16 protein-coding genes are annotated in these 19,128 nt (G+C 47.0%); 14 read left to right on the forward strand and 2 right to left on the reverse strand.

The annotated features are described in order from the left end of the window. Positions 1-239 precede the first annotated feature (239 nt). Together FNY66_RS13490 and FNY66_RS13495 are read right to left on the reverse strand one after the other, a co-directional pair. Complete coding sequence (locus FNY66_RS13490; RefSeq protein ID WP_150311479.1) at positions 240-2,468, reverse strand: DNA topoisomerase III; 2,229 nt, start codon at positions 2,466-2,468, stop codon at positions 240-242. Between the two features lie 98 nt (positions 2,469-2,566). Beyond that, complete coding sequence (locus tag FNY66_RS13495) at positions 2,567-3,409, reverse strand: YitT family protein (protein WP_087152188.1); 843 nt, start codon at positions 3,407-3,409, stop codon at positions 2,567-2,569. 194 nt (positions 3,410-3,603) lie between these two features. On the opposite strand from FNY66_RS13495, the gene eno reads away from it, so the two are divergent. The 14 genes from eno to FNY66_RS13560 all read left to right on the forward strand — a co-directional run bounded on the left by eno (position 3,604) and on the right by FNY66_RS13560 (position 19,105). Continuing rightward, entirely contained in the window at positions 3,604-4,911 is a 1,308-nt protein-coding gene (gene eno, locus FNY66_RS13500; RefSeq protein ID WP_143449287.1) for a phosphopyruvate hydratase, read from the forward strand. Positions 4,912-5,019: 108 nt separating this feature from the next. Further along, on the forward strand, positions 5,020-5,562 hold the full coding sequence (locus tag FNY66_RS13505) for a PH domain-containing protein (protein WP_087152190.1): 543 nt from the start codon (positions 5,020-5,022) through the stop codon (positions 5,560-5,562). A 7-nt stretch (positions 5,563-5,569) separates the two neighbouring features. Next, positions 5,570-7,120, forward strand: coding sequence for a PH domain-containing protein (locus tag FNY66_RS13510; RefSeq protein WP_150311480.1), 1,551 nt, complete (start codon positions 5,570-5,572; stop codon positions 7,118-7,120). Positions 7,121-7,209: 89 nt separating this feature from the next. After that, a complete protein-coding gene (locus FNY66_RS13515; RefSeq protein ID WP_150311481.1) occupies positions 7,210-10,200 on the forward strand; it encodes an insulinase family protein in 2,991 nt (996 codons plus the stop codon). 72 nt (positions 10,201-10,272) lie between these two features. Beyond that, on the forward strand, positions 10,273-11,169 hold the full coding sequence (gene era, locus FNY66_RS13520; protein ID WP_087152193.1) for a GTPase Era: 897 nt from the start codon (positions 10,273-10,275) through the stop codon (positions 11,167-11,169). A gap of 156 nt (positions 11,170-11,325) precedes the next feature. Further along, positions 11,326-12,120, forward strand: a complete 795-nt coding sequence (locus tag FNY66_RS13525; protein ID WP_150311482.1) for a DUF134 domain-containing protein — start codon at positions 11,326-11,328, stop codon at positions 12,118-12,120. A gap of 214 nt (positions 12,121-12,334) precedes the next feature. Next, positions 12,335-12,670: a PadR family transcriptional regulator gene (locus FNY66_RS13530; RefSeq protein WP_150311483.1), complete on the forward strand. Its 336-nt coding sequence runs from the start codon at positions 12,335-12,337 to the stop codon at positions 12,668-12,670. Then, positions 12,667-13,320 carry a hypothetical protein gene (locus FNY66_RS13535; RefSeq protein WP_087152196.1) on the forward strand — a complete coding sequence of 218 codons (654 nt, stop codon included), beginning with the start codon at positions 12,667-12,669 and terminating at the stop codon, positions 13,318-13,320. The genes FNY66_RS13530 and FNY66_RS13535 overlap by 4 nt, the downstream gene beginning before the upstream one ends. A 44-nt stretch (positions 13,321-13,364) precedes the next feature. Then, positions 13,365-14,030 carry a hypothetical protein gene (locus tag FNY66_RS13540; RefSeq protein WP_150311484.1) on the forward strand — a complete coding sequence of 222 codons (666 nt, stop codon included), beginning with the start codon at positions 13,365-13,367 and terminating at the stop codon, positions 14,028-14,030. Between the two features lie 300 nt (positions 14,031-14,330). Further along, on the forward strand, positions 14,331-14,510 hold the full coding sequence (locus FNY66_RS15550) for a hypothetical protein (protein WP_190324844.1): 180 nt from the start codon (positions 14,331-14,333) through the stop codon (positions 14,508-14,510). After that, positions 14,476-15,192 carry a DNA repair protein RecO gene (recO, locus tag FNY66_RS13545; RefSeq protein WP_190324845.1) on the forward strand — a complete coding sequence of 239 codons (717 nt, stop codon included), beginning with the start codon at positions 14,476-14,478 and terminating at the stop codon, positions 15,190-15,192. Before FNY66_RS15550 ends, recO begins: the two co-directional genes overlap by 35 nt. 84 nt (positions 15,193-15,276) lie before the next feature. Further along, entirely contained in the window at positions 15,277-16,677 is a 1,401-nt protein-coding gene (locus FNY66_RS13550; protein WP_087152199.1) for a glycine--tRNA ligase, read from the forward strand. 57 nt (positions 16,678-16,734) lie between these two features. Further along, the gene (locus FNY66_RS13555) at positions 16,735-17,556 is read left to right on the forward strand and encodes a transposase (RefSeq protein ID WP_143449288.1); all 822 of its coding nucleotides are present in this window, start codon (positions 16,735-16,737) and stop codon (positions 17,554-17,556) included. A gap of 103 nt (positions 17,557-17,659) precedes the next feature. Further along, entirely contained in the window at positions 17,660-19,105 is a 1,446-nt protein-coding gene (locus FNY66_RS13560; protein ID WP_087152201.1) for an aminopeptidase, read from the forward strand. The last annotated feature ends 23 nt before the right edge of the window (positions 19,106-19,128 follow it).

The raw sequence follows: 19,128 nt of genomic DNA on the forward strand, positions 1-19,128 counted from the left end.
ATCTTAGTCGAAAAAGATCCGGCTTTGTTCCTTCCGTTTGAAATTCGATTTTCGGGATGGGAAAGAAAGCAGCCGGGAGGTATGTATTGTGTACGCACCGTCGGAGCGGCGTCGGCACTTAGAGCGCGTCTTCTGCGCTCTTATGTACCGTTACACCGCGACCGAGTGAAAACGTGTGCGCTAACAATACATACCTCCCGGCGGACTCTTTCTCAGTCAGATAAATCCAGAATTTACCTTTATAAGCCCAGATTTTTAAATGCTTCAGCAAAGGCGTTATTGATTGGTTCTTTCGCTTCTTTTGCCTGTTTTCGCATATAGGCTGCCACATCTCTTTTATTTGCACTTTTTCCTTCTTTTTTCTTGCGCTCCTGGAAGGAGGAGAGTTTTTCTTTGTGTCCGCAGGAGCATACGAATCGCTGTGCCTCTCCTTTTCCGACCAGTTCCATCTTTTTATGGCAGACCGGGCAGCGTGCATTTGTGCGCCGGGAAATGGTCTCTCTGTACCCGCACTCACGATCCTGACAGACGAGCATTTTTCCGTGTTTTCCGTTTACTTCCAGCATCAGTTTACCGCACTGGGGGCATTTGTGGCGGGTCAGATTGTCATGGCGGAATGTGCCGTCAGCATTTTTGATATCGCTGATCAGAGTTTTTGTGTATTCTTCAATCTCATCTATGAACTTTCTATCGGATTCTTTTCCCTGTGAGATGGCTTTCAGGCGCATTTCCCACTGTGCCGTGAGTTCCGGGCTCTTCAGATCGGCAGGCACGAGCGAGAGAAGCTGCTTTCCTTTGGATGTAATATGGATCTCATTTCCTTTCTTCTCCATGAGAAAACTGCCGAAGAGCTTTTCGATGATATCGGCACGGGTGGCGACTGTTCCTAATCCGCCGGTCTCGCCGAGAGTGCGGACAAGCGTACGGTCTTTGTGGTGCATATATTTGGCCGGATTTTCCATAGCTGCGATGAGAGTTCCCTCTGTAAAATGTGCAGGAGGTTTTGTTTTGCCTTCTGTGACTGTCAGGGCAGTGACAGGCAGTTCGCTTCCCTTATGGATGCTCGAAAGTGCCTGGCTGGCAGATGCGGACAGAACCATATCCTGCCTCGGATCGCCAGTATGCTCATCCGACAGATCGTCTGAATCGGAATCCTGACAGTCCGTGCCGCAGACTTCTCGCCATCCTGCTTTTATGACCACATTTCCCTTTGCGCGGAATGTCTCTTTTCCGATCATGCCGGTGACAGATGTCTCTTCATATTCACATGCCGGTGACAGCACGGCCAGAAAACGGCGGACGACCATATCGTAGATCTTCCGCTCGTCGGCAGACATGTGCTCCAGCTGAACAAACTGTTCTGTCGGGATGATCGCGTGGTGGTCTGACACCTTTGTGTTATCTACAAAGGACTTGTCAGGTCTGATCTCCTGCATGGAAAGTCTGGCGGCAGCTTTGCGGTAAGGGCCGACAGCACATGCTTTCAGGCGCTCTTTCAGTGTCCCTGTCATGTCTGTGGTGAGATAGCGGGAATCTGTACGTGGATAAGTGAGAACCTTATGGTTCTCGTAAAGCCGCTGCATGATATTCAGTGTCTCCTTGGCAGAATAGCCGTAACGCTGGTTGGCTTCTCTCTGCAGCGCAGTCAGATCATACAGGGCGGGAGAATAAGTTTTCTTTGTTTTCTTTTTAACCTCGGAAATGTGGATCTTATTTCCAGCATTTTTCCGGATTGTATCGATTTTTGCTTTGTCAAAAGTGCGTCCGGAATTGGTCTGCGCATCAGCCCAGGTAAAAGTAATCCCTCCGGCTGCTGCTTTTAGTCCATAATATGATTTGGGAATAAAGTTTTTTATTTCTTCCTCTCTTGAAGCGATCATTGCCAGCGTAGGAGTCTGAACTCTGCCGCAGGAGAGCTGTGCGTTATATTTGCAGGTGAGGGCACGAGTCGCATTGATACCTACTACCCAGTCAGCTTCTGCACGGGCCTCTGCTGCGCGATACAGATTATCATAATCTTTTCCTGGCTTCAAATGGGCAAATCCTTCACGGATTGCTTTGTCTGTCACAGAGGAAATCCAGAGACGTTTGAGGGGCTTTTTATTTCCAGCTTTATCGAGGATCCAGCGGGCGACGAGCTCACCTTCACGGCCTGCATCCGTGGCGATAATGATATCCGAGATATCTTTTCGGAAAATCTGTTCTTTGACCGCGTGATACTGACGGGATGTCTGCCGGATCACGACCAGCTTCCAATGCTCAGGAAGCATGGGAAGAGTATCCATGCTCCAGGTTTTGTACTGTTCCCCGTATTCTTCCGGGTCAGCCAGTGTGACCAGATGACCCAGAGCCCATGTGACAACATAATCGTTTCCTTCTATATAGGAATTACTCTTTTTGCTGCATCCGAGTACACGGGCGATATCCCGCGCGACGGAAGGTTTTTCTGCTATAACAAGATGTTTCATTTATATACTTCTCCGTTTCTATAATATGATAAAAGTTTTTTTGACAAGTATTTCAATGCGGAGTGGTTTTCGGGATAGAAGGTGCGCTCCGGGCAGATTTATACACTGTGAAATCCCTTTCCTATGATCTCGCTCGTATTGGAGATCAGGATAAATGCTTCCGGATCATTCTGCCGGATATAGTTCCTGAGACGAACTGCCTGTACCCGATTCAGGGCTGTGAAAATGATATATTTGTCTTTGCCCGAATAAGCGCCTTTTGCGTGGCATACGCTGGCACTCCTTGACAGCGTATGTACGATAAAATCACAGATTGGCTCCGGGTCGTCGCACACGACATTAAAGTACTTCGACAAGTTGAAACTTTCAATGAAGTTGTCGATCATGAATGAACGGATCGCCAGACCGAGCACTGAGTAGAGACCGGTTTCAATATCAAATATGAAGAAACCGGCAGCAGTGATCACGGCGTCAGAGATCATAAGCGCCCGCCCGATATCGAAACTGGAATATTTCTTCAGTATCATAGCTATAATATCCGTACCTCCGCTGGAAGCTCCGATATTGAACAGAATAGCAGAGCCGAGGGCAGGTAATGCAATGGCAAAACACAGTTCCAGCATAGGCTGCTCTGTAAGCGCCCCGTCCATCGGAAAGATACGCTCCATCGCGGAGAGTGCAAAAGAGAGAAGGATGCTGCAGTATGCTGTTTTTGCCGCAAATTTTTTCCCCAGTATTACCAGACCGACGAGCAGCAGGATCATGCTCATGATCAGGTTAAAGTCACTTGCGGAAATCAGACCGGTCTTCGCCACGAGGACGGCAAGTCCGGTAATTCCTCCGAATGTAAAGTTATTCGTAAATTTGAAAAAATAAGTGCCAAATGCGATGAGAAGCGTGCTGAATGTCAGCATAAGAAAATATTTGATTTTATCTTTCATACTTCTGCCCCCTGAGATTTTGTAAAGTATTTTTGTACTTTTGCCGTCTAACCGAATTGTAATCTCTGGAATATGAAAAGTCAATGCATTGAGAAAAGCCGGTGCGGAAATAATATGTTCTGTGTCACAGTCCACTATATGTATGTGAGCGGACTGTAACAGTTCCGGAGTCGTTGAAAGGGAGGGTGATAAAGTTGGAACAGTTGGATGTAAAGCTGCCGGTCCGTGATATATTCGCAAGAAAAATCTTTGACTGCAGGGGAAATCCGACGGTAGAGACGGAGGCGCTGGCCGGCGAGAATATCGTGGGAAGAGTTTCTGTGCCGTCCGGACTTATCAGTGCAGGTCTTGCGGCTGCAGAAACGGCAGTAAAAAGTCCGGAGAAAATGTCCGGTCTGGCTGACTGGGTGATCGAAAATATCAATACTCATATTGCGCAGGAACTGATCGGGAAAAATGTTTTTGATCAGGAAGAGATTGACAGTACAATGATCCGTCTGGATGGCACGGAGGATAAGAGCGCTCTGGGAGCAGCGGCTTTATTCAGCGTATCAGCCGCAGCAGCCAGTGCAGCAGCGGCTGCGCTCGGACTTCCCTTGTACCGCTATCTTGGCGGTGTTCAGGCAAAAGGCATTCCCATGCCCGCCGTATCGGTAATTAAAGGCGGGAAAGCGGGAGCACATGGCCCGGACGTACGGGGAATTATGGTAGTACCGTCCGGCAGAGATACATTCTGCGGGCAGATCAGTGCATGTATCGAGATCGCGCGTATGTTCAGACAGATAGCGGATGTCAGAGGGATTTCTGTGTCTGAAGAACCGGACGGAGGATATATAACGGAGCTTTTGGATATAAGAGAAGCTCTGCGTCTTCTCAGGGCCGCGGTAGAGCAGGCGGGATTCCGGTGGGGACGGGATGTGTCAGTGGCTTTGGATGCGGCGGCTTCAAGGATGTATGATCCTCTCGGGAAATGCTACAGATTTACAGAGGAAGGACAGCTCAAAGGCCGGGAAATATGCAGGAACACCCGGGAGATGATCGCATATTATGAGGGGCTGGCTGAGGAATTTCCAATCTCTTCTATAGAGGATGCGCTGGATCAGGATGATTGGGAAGGCTGGGTGGAGCTCACAGAACGGATGGGAAGCAGGATACAGCTTGTGGGCGGTGCTTTATTTGACGGTAATCTTAAAAGACTGGAAAAAGGGATTCGTCTTGGTGCGGCAAATGCTGTTTCTGTCAGAACGGGCCAGACGGGCACGCTGACCGGGATGTCTGACATACTCAAAGCAGCACGGGAGGCAGGATATGGCGTGCTGTTTGCAGATCAGGAAGGGGAGACAGCAGATACACTGCAGGCGGATCTTGCGGTTGCATATGGGGCATCTAAAATCCGATTCGGTGCTCCAGGCTATGCGGAAAATACAGAAAAATATAATCGGCTGCTGCGGATCGGTGAACGGATCGGGAAAACTGACGAGTGCGGCGCAGAAATGTATTGACAGGGAGATGCGCGTTTTGTATCATTGTATTAAACACACAGTACAAATAGACCGGGGATTTCCGGTGGGAGAGTTTCTTGCGCGGAACTCTCCGGTTAAGGAGGAAAAATGTACGAAAAGCTTTCAAAACGTGCGCTGAGCTGTATGTATACGGCCGGTATAATAACAGGAGCGATCATTCTTGCGGTGATCGGGGCAGTCGATTATTTTTGGATTTTTCCGAAAGATGTTACGATCGGAAAGTGGATTTCGCTTATTCTTGCAGTGCTCATACTTTTCGATGTACTGATAAGTCCGTATTTCCGCTATCACCGGTATCGGTACAGTATAAATGACGAGTGTATTGATATCATCGAGGGATATCTGTTTGTAAAGCGCAATATTGTTCCGATCGAGCGTATCCACAAAATCCAGACTAAGAAAGGTCCGGTCGATCAGATGTTCCGTGTTGCAAAAGTGATCGTAACTACCGGAGGCGGGGATGTTACACTCTCTTTTCTGGAAGATGAAAAAGCAGACCGGATTGCGGAAAGTCTGAGAAAACGGATCAATCAAATCGTGCTGGAACAGAGGGAGGCGCAGTCAGAATTACAAGAACAGCTGTCGGAGAGAAATACGGAAGATCAGAGTGGGTCAGACATGAAAGGGTAAACCGGTTATGGAAGAAAATAATGCAAGGCGGAACAAGAGATTCCGAAATCATATATCGATCATACTGGAACAGACGGGGGCAGTGATCATCGCTGTCTTTGTGCTTGTGGTTACGCAGCTTTTTCAGAGTTTTGATGAGATCACAAAGTCGGATCTGTCTTTTATCACAAGCAGGGGGCTGTTTATTTTACTGGGAGTAGCAGCGCTTTTGGCAGTCAGCCTGATCAGTCAGGTCCTTGTTTGGGCTAAGACATACATATCCATTGAAGAAAATGCGATCGTGATAGAGAAGGGCAGAGTCAATAAAAAGAAAAACACGATAGGCATTCGCAATATATCCAATATCAACCTGGAACAGAATCTCATTGAGATGCTGTTCGGTACGTGCAAAGTGAAGCTTGACACGAACAGCCGGTCTACTGCAGACAGTACTGACGTAAAGATCGTGCTGAAGAAATCGGATGCCCTGTGGTTTCAGCAGGAAGTTATGAGAAGGATGGAGATAGCGGCAGGCAGGGTATCGGAGAGTGTGGCAGCAGATAAAAACGGCCGTGCTGCAGAAAACAGTTTCGCAGCATATTCTGCCGATACAGAGCCTGAGAAATATGATGTGCATGCAGATATGGCAGATATCCTTCAACATGGAGCGTTCTCGATCAGTGTGATTTCGGTCCTGATCTTCCTGCTGGTCCTTGTGGGCTCTGTAGTAAGTGCAGCGCAGATTCTCGGGCGGGCAGATCTGATGGCATCTCTGGCAAGCGCTGCGGCCGGGATTTTTGTGGCGGCTTTTATCGTTCTGTCAACATTGTGGGATACAGTAAAGGATTTTGTCAGATATTATAATTTCCGTGCAAAACGAAGGGGAAACAAAATCTATATCAGATATGGATTCCTGAAGAAAATAGACTACACGATTCCTGTTGACAAGATCCAGGCACTAAAGATCAGACAGTCCTTTGTAGCACGGATCGGCCACAGATATATGGCGGAGATTGTTAATGTGGGAATGGGCGACGACCAGGAAGAGCAGCATTCTTTTCTGATCCTATACTGTAAGAAAGAGAAGTTAAAAGAGAGATTGTCCATACTTCTCCCGGAGTACGCATGTGCAGTGGATCAGCCTGCTGATCCACTGCCTGTGTCCGTATGGGGCGCATGGGCAGTTCCTGCTGTAATCGCTATTCTCTGTATGACGGGCGGTGCTTTTCTGTGCAATGAACTGACGGGAAATGCGTACTGTCTGTATGTATGGATTGCGCTGGCTGTTGTAGTGATCATGATGTTTACAGGTATGGTACTGAAATACCGTACGCAAGGAATCGGGGCGGATGAATCCTATTTAAAGCTTGTAAATGGATATTTCTCAAAGCAGTATCTTACCGTCCGCTGCCGTGATATTCAGTATGCAATGTTTTCACAGAACTTTATCGCACGGTCATGCGGCATAAAGAAAGGCGAGATTCATCTGCTTGCGTCCTCAGCCAATACTACACACGCTGTCCCATATTTCAAAGGCAGTAAAGACGAGGTGATAAAAAGGGGAATGCTTACCTTTTAAACTTTCGCAGATAGTGTTATACTAATAGGGCGGTCTGTTGTCTGCAGACCGCCCTATTATAATGATATTACCAGTAAGGAGACATAAGTATGAGCATATATGACCTCACAGCATATGAAGTGATCCAGGACAAAGAACTGTCTGACCTGAAATCTCAGGGGATCCTGTTAAAACATAAGAAAAGCGGGGCGAGAGTGCTCCTGATGGAGAATGACGACGAGAACAAAGTGTTTGCCATCGGCTTCCGCACGCCGCCGTCCGACAGCACCGGGGTGCCACATATTATGGAGCACTCTGTTCTGTGCGGATCAAAGGAGTTCCCGGTGAAAGACCCGTTTGTAGAGCTTGTAAAAGGCTCCCTCAATACATTCTTAAATGCGATGACTTATCCGGATAAAACTGTGTATCCGGTTGCAAGCTGCAATGACAAGGATTTCCAGAACCTGATGCACGTATATATGGATGCGGTATTTTATCCAAATATTTATCAGAATGACAAGACATTCCGCCAGGAGGGCTGGAGCTATCATCTGGATGACCCGGACGGAGAGCTGACGCTGTCGGGCGTTGTATACAATGAGATGAAAGGAGCTTTCTCGTCACCCGAAGGCGTGCTCGACCGCGTGATCCTGAATTCGCTCTTCCCGGATACTTCTTATGCAAATGAGTCCGGTGGTGATCCCGAGGTGATTCCGGAGCTTACCTATGAACAGTTCCTTGATTTCCACCGGAAATATTATCATCCGTCCAACAGTTATATCTATCTCTATGGCGATATGGACATGGAAGAGAAGCTGAGATGGCTGGATGAGAATTATCTTTCGGATTTTGATCAGATCCAGGTGGATTCTGCAATCCGGTACCAGCAGCCGTTTACGGGAATGAAAGAGATTGTTCGGGAATATTCCATAGCAAGCGATGAAAATATTTCCGATAATACTTATCTTTCTTACAATAAGGTGATCGGTACATCTCTGGACGAGAAACTGTATCTGGCATTCCAGATCCTGGACTATGCGCTCCTGAGTGCTCCGGGCGCGCCTCTCAAGAAAGCGCTCCTTGATGCGGGGATAGGTAAGGATATTATGGGTTCCTATGACAACGGTGTATATCAGCCAATCTTCTCTGTTATCGCGAAGAATGCCAACATGGAGCAGAAAGAAGAATTTATCCATGTGATCGAGGATACTTTGAAGAATATTGCAGAGAAAGGCATTGACCGGAAAGCGCTGCGTGCCGGTATCAACTATCACGAGTTCCGTTTCCGCGAGGCTGATTTCGGAAATTATCCGCGAGGGCTGATGTACGGGCTGCAGCTCTTTGACAGCTGGCTCTATGATGAGGAGAAACCGTTCATCCATATGGAGGCAATCCCTACATTCGAGTTCCTGAAAAGCCAGGTGGAGACCGGATATTTTGAAGATCTGATCCGGACATATCTGCTGGATAACACTCACGGTTCGATCGTGATCATCCGTCCGGAGCAGGGACGTACCGCGCGAATGGACCGGGAGCTTGCTGAGAAGCTCCAGAGCTATAAAGACAGCCTGTCACCGGAAGAGGTGGAAAACCTTGTGAGCGCGACGAAAGAGCTGGAAGCATATCAGGAGGAAGAGTCAGCTCCTGAAGACTTGGAGAAGATTCCAGTGCTCCATAGAGAGGATATTTCCAGGGAGATCGCGCCGATCTACAATGATGAAAAAGAGATTGACGGTGTGAAAATGGTGCACCATAATGTGGAAACGAACGGTATCGGCTATGTGACACTGATGTTTGACCTGTCCGGTATCAAAGAAGAGAAACTGCCCTATGTGGGTATCCTTCAGAGCGTACTGGGAATTATTGATACAACGAACTATGAATACGGTGAACTCTTCAATGAGATAAATGTTCACACCGGCGGTATCGGTACATCTTTGGAGCTTTATACTGACGTAACGAAAGTAAAAGAAAAAGATTTCCGCGCAACATTTGAGATCAAAGGAAAGGCGCTGTATCCGAAGATGGATGTGCTTCTTTCCATGATGCGCGAGATCCTCATGGAATCAAAGCTGGATGACGAGAAGCGGCTCAAAGAGATCCTTGCCATGCTGAAATCCCGCCTGCAGATGTCGTTCCTCTCTTCAGGACACACGACGGCGGCGCTCCGCTCCCTGTCCTATACATCGCCGATCGCCAAATTTAAAGATGATACGGACGGTATCGGATACTATGAGGTGGTCAAAGAGATTGAGGAAGATTTCGAGGGACATAAGGAAGAACTGATCCGCAGCCTGAAGGCTATCGCCGCGAAGATCTTCCGCGCAGATAATATGATGATAAGCTATACATCGGCGGAAGAAGGTCTTGAACCCATGAAGAATGCATTTGCCGCAGTGGGCAGCAGGTTGAATGACACAGCGGATGCGGGAGCGGACGCAGATGCAGCAGGAGCGGATGTGCAGAACGCAGATGCCGGAGCTGCAGATGAGGTATCCGGTCCGTGTATCCTTCACTGCAGGAAGCGCAATGAGGGCTTCAAGACTTCATCGAAAGTGCAGTATGTGGCACGGACAGGTAACTTCATCGACGCCGGCGCCGAATATACGGGAGCTCTTCAGATCCTTAAAGTCATCTTAAGCTACGATTATCTCTGGCAAAATATCCGTGTCAAGGGCGGAGCTTACGGATGCATGAGCAATTTCAACAGAATCGGCGAAGGATATCTCATCTCTTATAGAGATCCGAACCTGAAAAAGACGATGGATGTGTATGAGGGAGTTGTGGAGTATCTGAAGAACTTCAATGTAAGCGACCGCGACATGAATAAATTCATCATCGGTACGATCAGCAATATTGACCGCCCGATGAATCCGTCCGCAAAAGGCAGCCGTTCCATGAACCTGTATATGAACCGTGTCACGGAAGAGATGATCCGTGAGGAGCGCGCGCAGATCCTCGATGCGGATCAGGCCGATATCCGGGCGCTCGCGAAAGTGCTTGAGGCGATGCTGAGCGAGCATTCCCTCTGTGTGATCGGAAGCGAGGAGAAGATCGAAGAGAATAAAGATATGTTCATGGAAGTAAGGACATTAAGCTGAAATGTGAAAAAAGTGTGAACGGGGACGTAGTAAAACCCGATTTTACTACGTCCCCAATGAAGAGGAGAATGTATGAAAGATAACTTTAAATCCGGTTTTGTCACCCTGATCGGCAGACCGAATGTAGGAAAGTCTACCCTGATGAATCACCTGATCGGACAGAAGATCGCAATCACGTCAAACAAACCGCAGACAACGCGAAACCGCATCCAGACCGTCCTGACAACGGAAGACGGGCAGATTGTATTTGTAGATACGCCGGGTATCCATAAGGCAAAGAATAAGCTGGGTGAATATATGGTAAATATAGCTGAACGTTCATTAAATGAAGTGGATGTCGTGCTCTGGCTGGTGGAGCCTTCCACATTTATCGGTGCGGGAGAGCGGCACATCATCGATCAGTTAAAAAGAGTGAAAACTCCTGTCATCCTCGTGATCAACAAGATCGACATGGTGAAGAAGGAAGATCTGCTTCCGGCCATCGATACATACCGGAAGGAATATGATTTCGCGGATATCGTGCCGGTGTCGGCAAGAAGCGGTGACAATACGGATGAACTTGTGAAAGTGATACTGAAATATCTTCCGTACGGCCCGCAGTTCTACGATGAGGATACAGTGACAGACCAGCCGGAGCGCCAGATTGTGGCGGAGCTGATCCGTGAGAAAGCGCTTCACTGTCTGAACGAAGAGATTCCTCATGGTATTGCGGTTGCAATCGACCGTATGAAGATGGAGCGGAAAGTGATGCACATTGATGCGACGATCATCTGCGAGAGGGATTCCCATAAGGGGATTATCATCGGAAAGCAGGGCGGCATGCTCAAGAAGATCGGAAGCACGGCACGTTATGAGATAGAGCGGATGCTGGACTGCAAGGTGAACCTGAAGCTCTGGGTGAAGGTACAGAAGAACTGGAGAGACAGCGATTACCTGATGAAGAACTTTGGGTATCGAGAAGATGAGTAGATAATAAAATCGGAATAGTGATCAGGCAGGAATGATGTGTTAAAAGCCATTCCTGCCTGCCTGCGTTTGGGCAAGCTGTTCTTATGTCTTGCTATTCCCGCGAAATTGTGCTATATTATTTTCGACATATGACGGAAATGAAAGAGAGGTATCTGTATGGCAAGACCGAGAAGATGCAGGAGAGTCTGCGCCGAGCCTGATTACGGCAGCTTCAGACCAGACGGAATTCCTGGCGGTGTGAGTATAACGCTGACGGTCGATGAGTATGAAGTGATCCGGCTGATCGACCTGGAGAAGCTGACTCACGAACAATGTGCAAAACGGATGGATATTTCCAGAACTACGGTGACGGAGATTTACGAAAGCGCCAGGGAGAAGATTGCGGACAGCATTGTAAACGGGAAAGTTCTGTTGATCTCGGGCGGAGACTACCGGCTGTGTGATGGCTCGGCGATCCATTTCTGTCAGAAAAGATGCGGCAGACCGGAGGGCCTGAACACGCAGCTCATATCGGCGAAAGGAGAAAATGTAATGAGGATAGCAGTAACATTTGAAAACGGAAATGTATTTCAGCATTTCGGACACACAGAGCAGTTCAAAATCTATGATGTGGAAAACGGACAGATCACAAAAGAACAGGTAGCAGATACTAACGGAAGCGGACACGGGGCACTGGCTGGATTCCTGACAGAACTGGGTGTTGATACACTGATCTGCGGCGGGATCGGCATGGGCGCGAAGAATGCGCTTGCAGACGCAGGAATTAATTTATACGGCGGTGTCACAGGCGATGCCGACGAGGCTGTAAAAGCTCTTATAGAAGGAAATCTTGCATATAATCCGGATATCCAGTGTAGCCATCATGGAGAAGGACATCATGGGGAAGGGCATCACGGAGGACATTGCGGGGAAGATAAACACGGATGTCATGGAAACGGCGGCTGCCATTGAGCAGCAGAGAGATACGCTTTCCAGTAAAATAGCATAATTTGCGTAAAAATGACTTCTTTACATTTTAAAGGTAAAGAGGTCTTTTTTGCTGCTTTCCAATAAATATATCAGTATCCGTGGATTGACATATATTCTACCTTGTATTACAATATAGTCAAAGCTATGTTGCATTACAAAGTAGTATGCGGTCAGTTAAAGTTAGGCAGGTGAAATTATGATCCCGTCACAGATGTTGAAAGGGACGTTGGAAGGCTGTATTCTGGCGATTATCAGCAAAAACGAAACATATGGATATGAAATATCCCGGCAGCTGGAGGAGTACGGGTTTGGCAGTGTAGCTGAGGGGACGATATATCCTCTTCTCCTGAGACTGGAGAAAAATGAACTGGTGACAGCCGTATACCGTCAGTCGGAACTGGGACCCAAGAGAAAGTATTATTCACTGACAGATAAAGGAATAACAGAGCTGAGACAGTTCGCAGAAAATTACAGAGAGCTGTCTGCAGCAGTAGAGCGACTTTTTCATGATGTGGAGGGGGATATGAGATGAGCAGAAGAGTCAAAGAGATGTTAAAGGAGAACAATGAACTACAGGAACAGCTTTCTGATGACGGAAAGAAAGTTCTGACTGATATCGTAGTCTACCTGCGAGGGGTTCCGGTTTCGATGTATGAACAGGAACGGGTCAGGAGAGACATTACGCAGATGCTCATAGACGGGGAAAAGAGGGGGAGTTCTGCCAGAGAAGTGATCGGAGAAGATTACCGCGAATTCTGTGACAATATTGTGGGGGAAATACCACATATGACTTGGAAAGAAAAAATGTTTGTATCTGTCAGGGATACGCTGCCTGCCGTGGCCGTGCTGCTTGTGATCTGGTGTTTCGGCCGGCTGCTGGAAGTTTTGACCGGTGTACTGTCGACGTTTAACTGTCCGGTTACATTGGGCAATGTGCTGGGCGGAATTTTACTTCTGGCAGGATCGGAAGGGCTTATCACACTTCTGACGAGATATTCATTTGAGAGCAGCAGAACCTTTAATGTGAAATGGGGAGCGGTACTGGCAGTTGTTTTTATTGCGGCAGTCTGCGTAAATTATCTGATCACATACAAATTGTTCAGTATTCATATCGGACTGGGAGTGGTTTTGGCACTGGCGGTGTACGGCGCATACCGGCTTATAGACGACCGCATCGACTGAATGCAGGGCGATGCGGTGCATATGGTATGAAGGAGGAGAAGAATATGAGTAAGAGGACGAGGATGCTCAGGAATGAAAGTGAGCAGATGTCAGAAAAGATTTCAAAGGACGGCAGAAAGGTGCTGGAAGATATGACCCTGTATATCAGAGGCGTTGATATCAGCGCATATGATCAGGAGAGAGTCCGCAGGGATATCACCCAGATGATACTGGATGGAGAACAGCGCGGCGATCCGGCGTCTTCTGTGATCGGAGAAGATTACAAGGTTTTTTGCGACAGTGTGCTGGAAGAGATACCGAGGCTTACTGCAGGTCAGAAGGTTATGATGACCATTCGTGACATGTGTGGAGCAATGGCCGTTCTTTCCCTGCTATGGGGAGGTTTATATCTTGCTTTGTCTGCTGGGTATGGAGATCTGAATTCGGTCGAACCGTCTTACACGACTGTTACTTCCGGAAGATTGCTGCAGTTAGTGATCATCGCGGCAGCAGGGACATGGTTTGCCCGTATTTATTATCCCAACCCATATAAAAGCAGAGCTAAGCTCTGGCTGCAATACACCGTGCCGGCAATCATTGTTGTATTCATATCATCGCGTGTGGCAGTCATACTGAAGCAGCCTCTGTTTACCATACATGCCGTACTGCTCGTTCCAATCGCCGTTATACTGCTAATAATTTATAAGATCATTGATTCCCGTGTGGCCTGAATGCAGCAGCACTTCAGGCTGTGCATTCGCAAAGCTGATTTTGTGTGCCTGTATACTGAAATCATATTTGCTATCTGAGAGAGAATTCACTATAATATCAAAAGAAACTGTCAAGGCTTCGCCCTGCAAAAAGTCCTGGTATTTTTTGCGGGGTATAGTGCTTTTAAGAATCGGAGAACCTAATTGTATAATCTCTTCCGGTAAAGAAAATGAGCGTAAGTTTACGGGAAACGTTATGGCAGATGCTATCAGATTCCTGGAACAGACCGGCGGAGAAGACACGGAAGAAGAGGTGGACCGATGAAAGAGATATACTGGGACCAGTTTATGGCAAGCGGCAGGATCGACGATTATCTTAAATTTAAGATGTATGAGGAAAACAGCAGCGCTATTACGGAGCAAAGCTGCAGAAAGGAACAGCGTGAATCAGATCGTACTTACGGGGATGGTTCTTTCGACCATGCCTATCGGGGAATATGACCGGCGTGTGGTCATACTGACAAAAGAACAGGGAAAGATCTCCGCTTTCGCCCGGGGGGCAAGGCGGCCGAACAGCCCGCTTGTAGGCTCGGTCAATCCGTTTTCATTCGGAGAGTTTACGCTGTACGCGGGGAGGACATCATATACGATACAGTCGGCAAGTATTTCAAATTATTTTGCGGAGCTTCGGGAAGATATGGTGGGAGCTTACTACGGATTTTATTTTCTGGAGTTTGCCGATTATTATACAAAGGAATCCAATGATGAGCGGGAAATGTTAAAACTTCTGTACCAGACAATGCGTGCGCTTATCAATCCGCATATTCCCGACCGGCTGATTCGTTATATATTTGAATTAAAAGCTCTGACCATCAACGGTCAGGGACCGCAGGTGTTTCAGTGTGTGAACTGTGGTGATAAAGATCGTCCGGCCGTGTTCAGCCCAGCAAAGGGCGGACTTGTCTGCAGTGAATGCGGTGGAAATGTTATTGACGGAATGATACTGGATAATTCAACTTTATATAGCATGCAATATATAGAATCCAGTACGATCGAGAAGCTTTACACATTCAATGTTACGGACAAAGTGCTGAATGAACTGGGAAAAGTGATGGAACGGCTCATGGAAGTATATGTGGATAAGCATTTTAAGTCGCTGGAGATACTGGAGACACTTACATAACATTACATCCAATCCCTTGAAAAATACGGATACAGCCGTTATAATAAGTACCGATTGAGAAAAAGAAATGTGAGGAACATAACAATGGTTGAAAAGACAATGGATAAAATTGTAGCACTCGCAAAGTCAAGAGGATTCGTATATCCGGGTTCCGAGATCTATGGCGGGCTTGCAAACACATGGGATTACGGCAATCTTGGTGTGGAACTGAAAAATAATGTAAAGAAAGCATGGTGGAAGAAATTTGTACAGGAAAATCCGTATAATGTGGGTGTTGACTGTGCAATCCTGATGAACCCGCAGACATGGGTGGCTTCCGGACATCTCGGCGGTTTCAGCGACCCGCTGATGGACTGTAAAGAGTGCCATGAGCGTTTCCGCGCAGATAAGCTGATCGAAGATTACTGCGAAGAAAAAGGAATTACTTTAGAAGGCTCTGTGGACGGATGGTCCCAGGAGCAGATGACAGCATTTATCGAGGAACATCAGATTCCGTGTCCGACATGCGGAAAGCATAATTTTACGGATATCCGTCAGTTCAACCTGATGTTCAAGACATTCCAGGGCGTGACAGAAGATGCCAAGAATACTGTATATCTCCGCCCGGAGACTGCGCAGGGTATCTTTGTGAATTTCAAGAATGTACAGCGTACATCCAGAAAGAAACTTCCGTTTGGTATCGCCCAGATTGGAAAATCTTTCCGTAACGAGATCACACCGGGGAACTTTACATTCCGTACAAGAGAGTTCGAGCAGATGGAACTTGAGTTCTTCTGCAAACCGGATACAGATCTTGAGTGGTTCGACTACTGGAAGAGTTTCTGCCTGAACTGGCTGTCTTCACTCGGTCTTAAAGACGACGAAGTCCGCTATCGCGATCATGATAAAGAAGAGCTGTCCTTCTATAGCAAGGCGACTACAGACGTGGAGTTCCTCTTCCCGTTCGGATGGGGCGAGCTGTGGGGGATCGCTGATCGTACAGACTACGACCTGACACAGCATCAGAACGTATCAGGTCAGGATCTGACGTATTTCGATGATGAGACTAAGGAAAAATACATTCCGTACGTTATTGAGCCGTCATTGGGAGCAGACCGTATGGTACTTGCATTCCTTTGCAGCGCTTACGACGAAGAAAATATCGGAACAGAGGAGAAGCCGGATATGCGTACAGTGCTTCACTTCCATCCGGCGCTGGCTCCGGTCAAGATCGGCGTGCTGCCGCTCTCTAAGAAGCTGAATGAAGGGGCAGAGAAAATCTTTGCAGAACTGAGCAAGTATTATAACTGCGAGTACGATGACCGTGGAAACATCGGAAAACGCTACCGCCGTCAGGATGAGATCGGAACACCTTTCTGTGTGACATACGATTTCGAGTCAGAAGAGGACGGAGCCGTAACTGTCCGTGACCGCGATACCATGGAGCAGGAAAGAATTAAGATTGAAGATCTGAAAGCATATTTCGAGAAAAAATTCGAGTGGTAACTTCTTTCGGGGACGTAGTAAAAGTTGATTTCACTACGTCCCCGATTAAGAATCAAGGTGTCCCAAACTGAATTTTGCCCTGTCCCTAATCATGGGAAAAGGGGTGAAACAATGCCGCGTACTGCTCGTAGAAGAAGCGCTACCGACATATATCATGTGATAGCGAGAGGGATTAATAAAGAGCCTATTTTTAAGCAGAAAAGAGAGAAGAACAATTTCATAAGGCTTCTGACGAAGCATCTTAAAGATCATGATATCGAAATATATGCGTATGTTATTATGTCGACGCATTTTCATATTCTGATTCGTGTTGATCTGAAACTCTTATCAAGTTACTTAGCCATTGTCTTGGCAGAATTTGCAGAATACTACAACTATAAACATAGTCGGAACGGTCATGTATTTCAGGACAGGTTCAAAAGCGAATGTGTGGAAACAGAGCAGTATTTTTGGAACTGTATGAGGTATATCCATATGAATCCGGTCAATGCCAATCTTGTGAAGTATCCCTTAAATTATATTTATTCAAGTCTTAAGGAATATGAAACTGAAAAAAGCCGGATAATACATCCGAAAGCGATAAAAATATATAAAGAAAAGTTTTCCGATTTTGAGGAATATCTTGATTTTCATAACAAGGGGCAAAAGCAGGTTTTTATAGATATACCTGAAGATGTAGAAATACAGCTTGTAAAAGCCGCTTTGACGATATTGAAGCAGGAAGCACATCTGCGTGGATTGGAAGGACCTTATGAGATTATTGAAGATATGAAAATGCGGGAACAGTATAAAGATCAGATTCAGAAGGAACTGAAACTCACGAAAGCAAAAACGGAACGATTGTATAGAAATGTAAAAAGTTGTATAATTAAAAAATGAGCGAAAAGGGACAGGGTAAAGTTCAATTTGGGACACAGTAAAACTAAATTGGGGACGTAGTAAAATGGGGTTTTACTACGTCCCCGAAAGGAAGGAAATCAATATGGACAGAAAAAATGCATGGAACACATACACCCAAGAACAGCTCGCAGAGCTGGACAGCATCAATGAAAAATATAAATCCTGCTTAAATGCAGGCAAGACGGAGCGCGAGTGTGTGGAGCTTGCCGTCAGCATGGCGGAGAAAGCCGGCTACCGGGATCTGAAAGATGTAATGGCAGTCGGGGAATGCCTTAAAACGGGTGATAAGGTTTATTCAGTGTGCATGAACAAGATGATCGCACTTTTCCGCATTGGCGAGGAGCCGGTTTCGGCGGGTATGAATATCCTTGGCGCGCACATTGACTCTCCAAGGATCGATGTGAAACAGAATCCTCTCTATGAGAATGAAGGACTGGCATATCTGGACACCCACTATTACGGCGGGATTAAGAAGTATCAGTGGGTCGCCCAACCGCTTTCCCTTCACGGTGTCATTGTGAAGAAGGATGGAACGACTGTGAAAGTTTCTGTCGGAGAGGATGAAAATGATCCGGTATTTGTGATCACGGATCTCCTTATTCATCTCGCGCAGGAGCAGATGGAGAAGAAAGCCTCCAAAGTGATCGAGGGAGAAAAGCTGGATCTGTTGATTGGAAACCGTCCGGTGGAGGAAGTGATTGAAGAGCTGACATCATCAGATACATTAACAGCGGACATAGAAGATAAGAAATCAGAAAAAGCTCAGGCGAAAGAAGCAATCAAAGCAAATGTCCTCCGTATCCTGAAAGAAAAATATGACATAGATGAGGAGGATTTCCTCTCGGCTGAACTGGAGATCGTTCCGGCTGGAAAAGCAAGAGACTGCGGCTTTGACCGGAGCATGATCCTTTCCTACGGGCAGGATGACAGAGTGTGTGCATTTACTTCCCTGTTTGCAATGCTCGATATTACCGAGGCAAAGAAAACAGGCTGCTGTCTCCTTGTCGATAAGGAAGAGATCGGCAGTGTCGGCGCGACCGGAATGCACTCGAAATTCTTTGAGAATACGGTTGCCGAACTGATTGCCCTGTCAGAGGGCGAATCAGAATTAAAAGTACGCCGCGCCCTGATGAATTCGAGGATGTTATCCTCCGATGTGAGCGCTGCCTACGATCCGATGTACGCAGAGGCATTTGAAAAACGCAGTTCCGCATTTTTCGGCAGCGGCATTACATTTAATAAATTTACAGGAAGCCGGGGAAAATCCGGATCTAACGATGCAAATGCAGAGTATATAGCGGCGCTCAGAAAAGCCATGGATGATGACAATGTGGCTTATCAGTTCGCAGAGCTGGGAAGAGTCGATCTCGGCGGCGGCGGGACGATCGCCTACATCATGGCAAACTATGGAATGGAAGTGATCGACAGCGGAGTCGCAGTCCTGAATATGCACGCGCCATATGAGGTAACCAGTAAAGCTGATGTGTATGAAGCGGTGAAAGGGTACCGCACATTTTTGAGAATGTAAACTGCGTTTTTTAAAAGCGGCAT

The sequence above is a fragment of the Mediterraneibacter catenae genome (assembly GCF_008691045.1).
GTDB lineage: Bacteria > Bacillota > Clostridia > Lachnospirales > Lachnospiraceae > Mediterraneibacter > Mediterraneibacter ornithocaccae.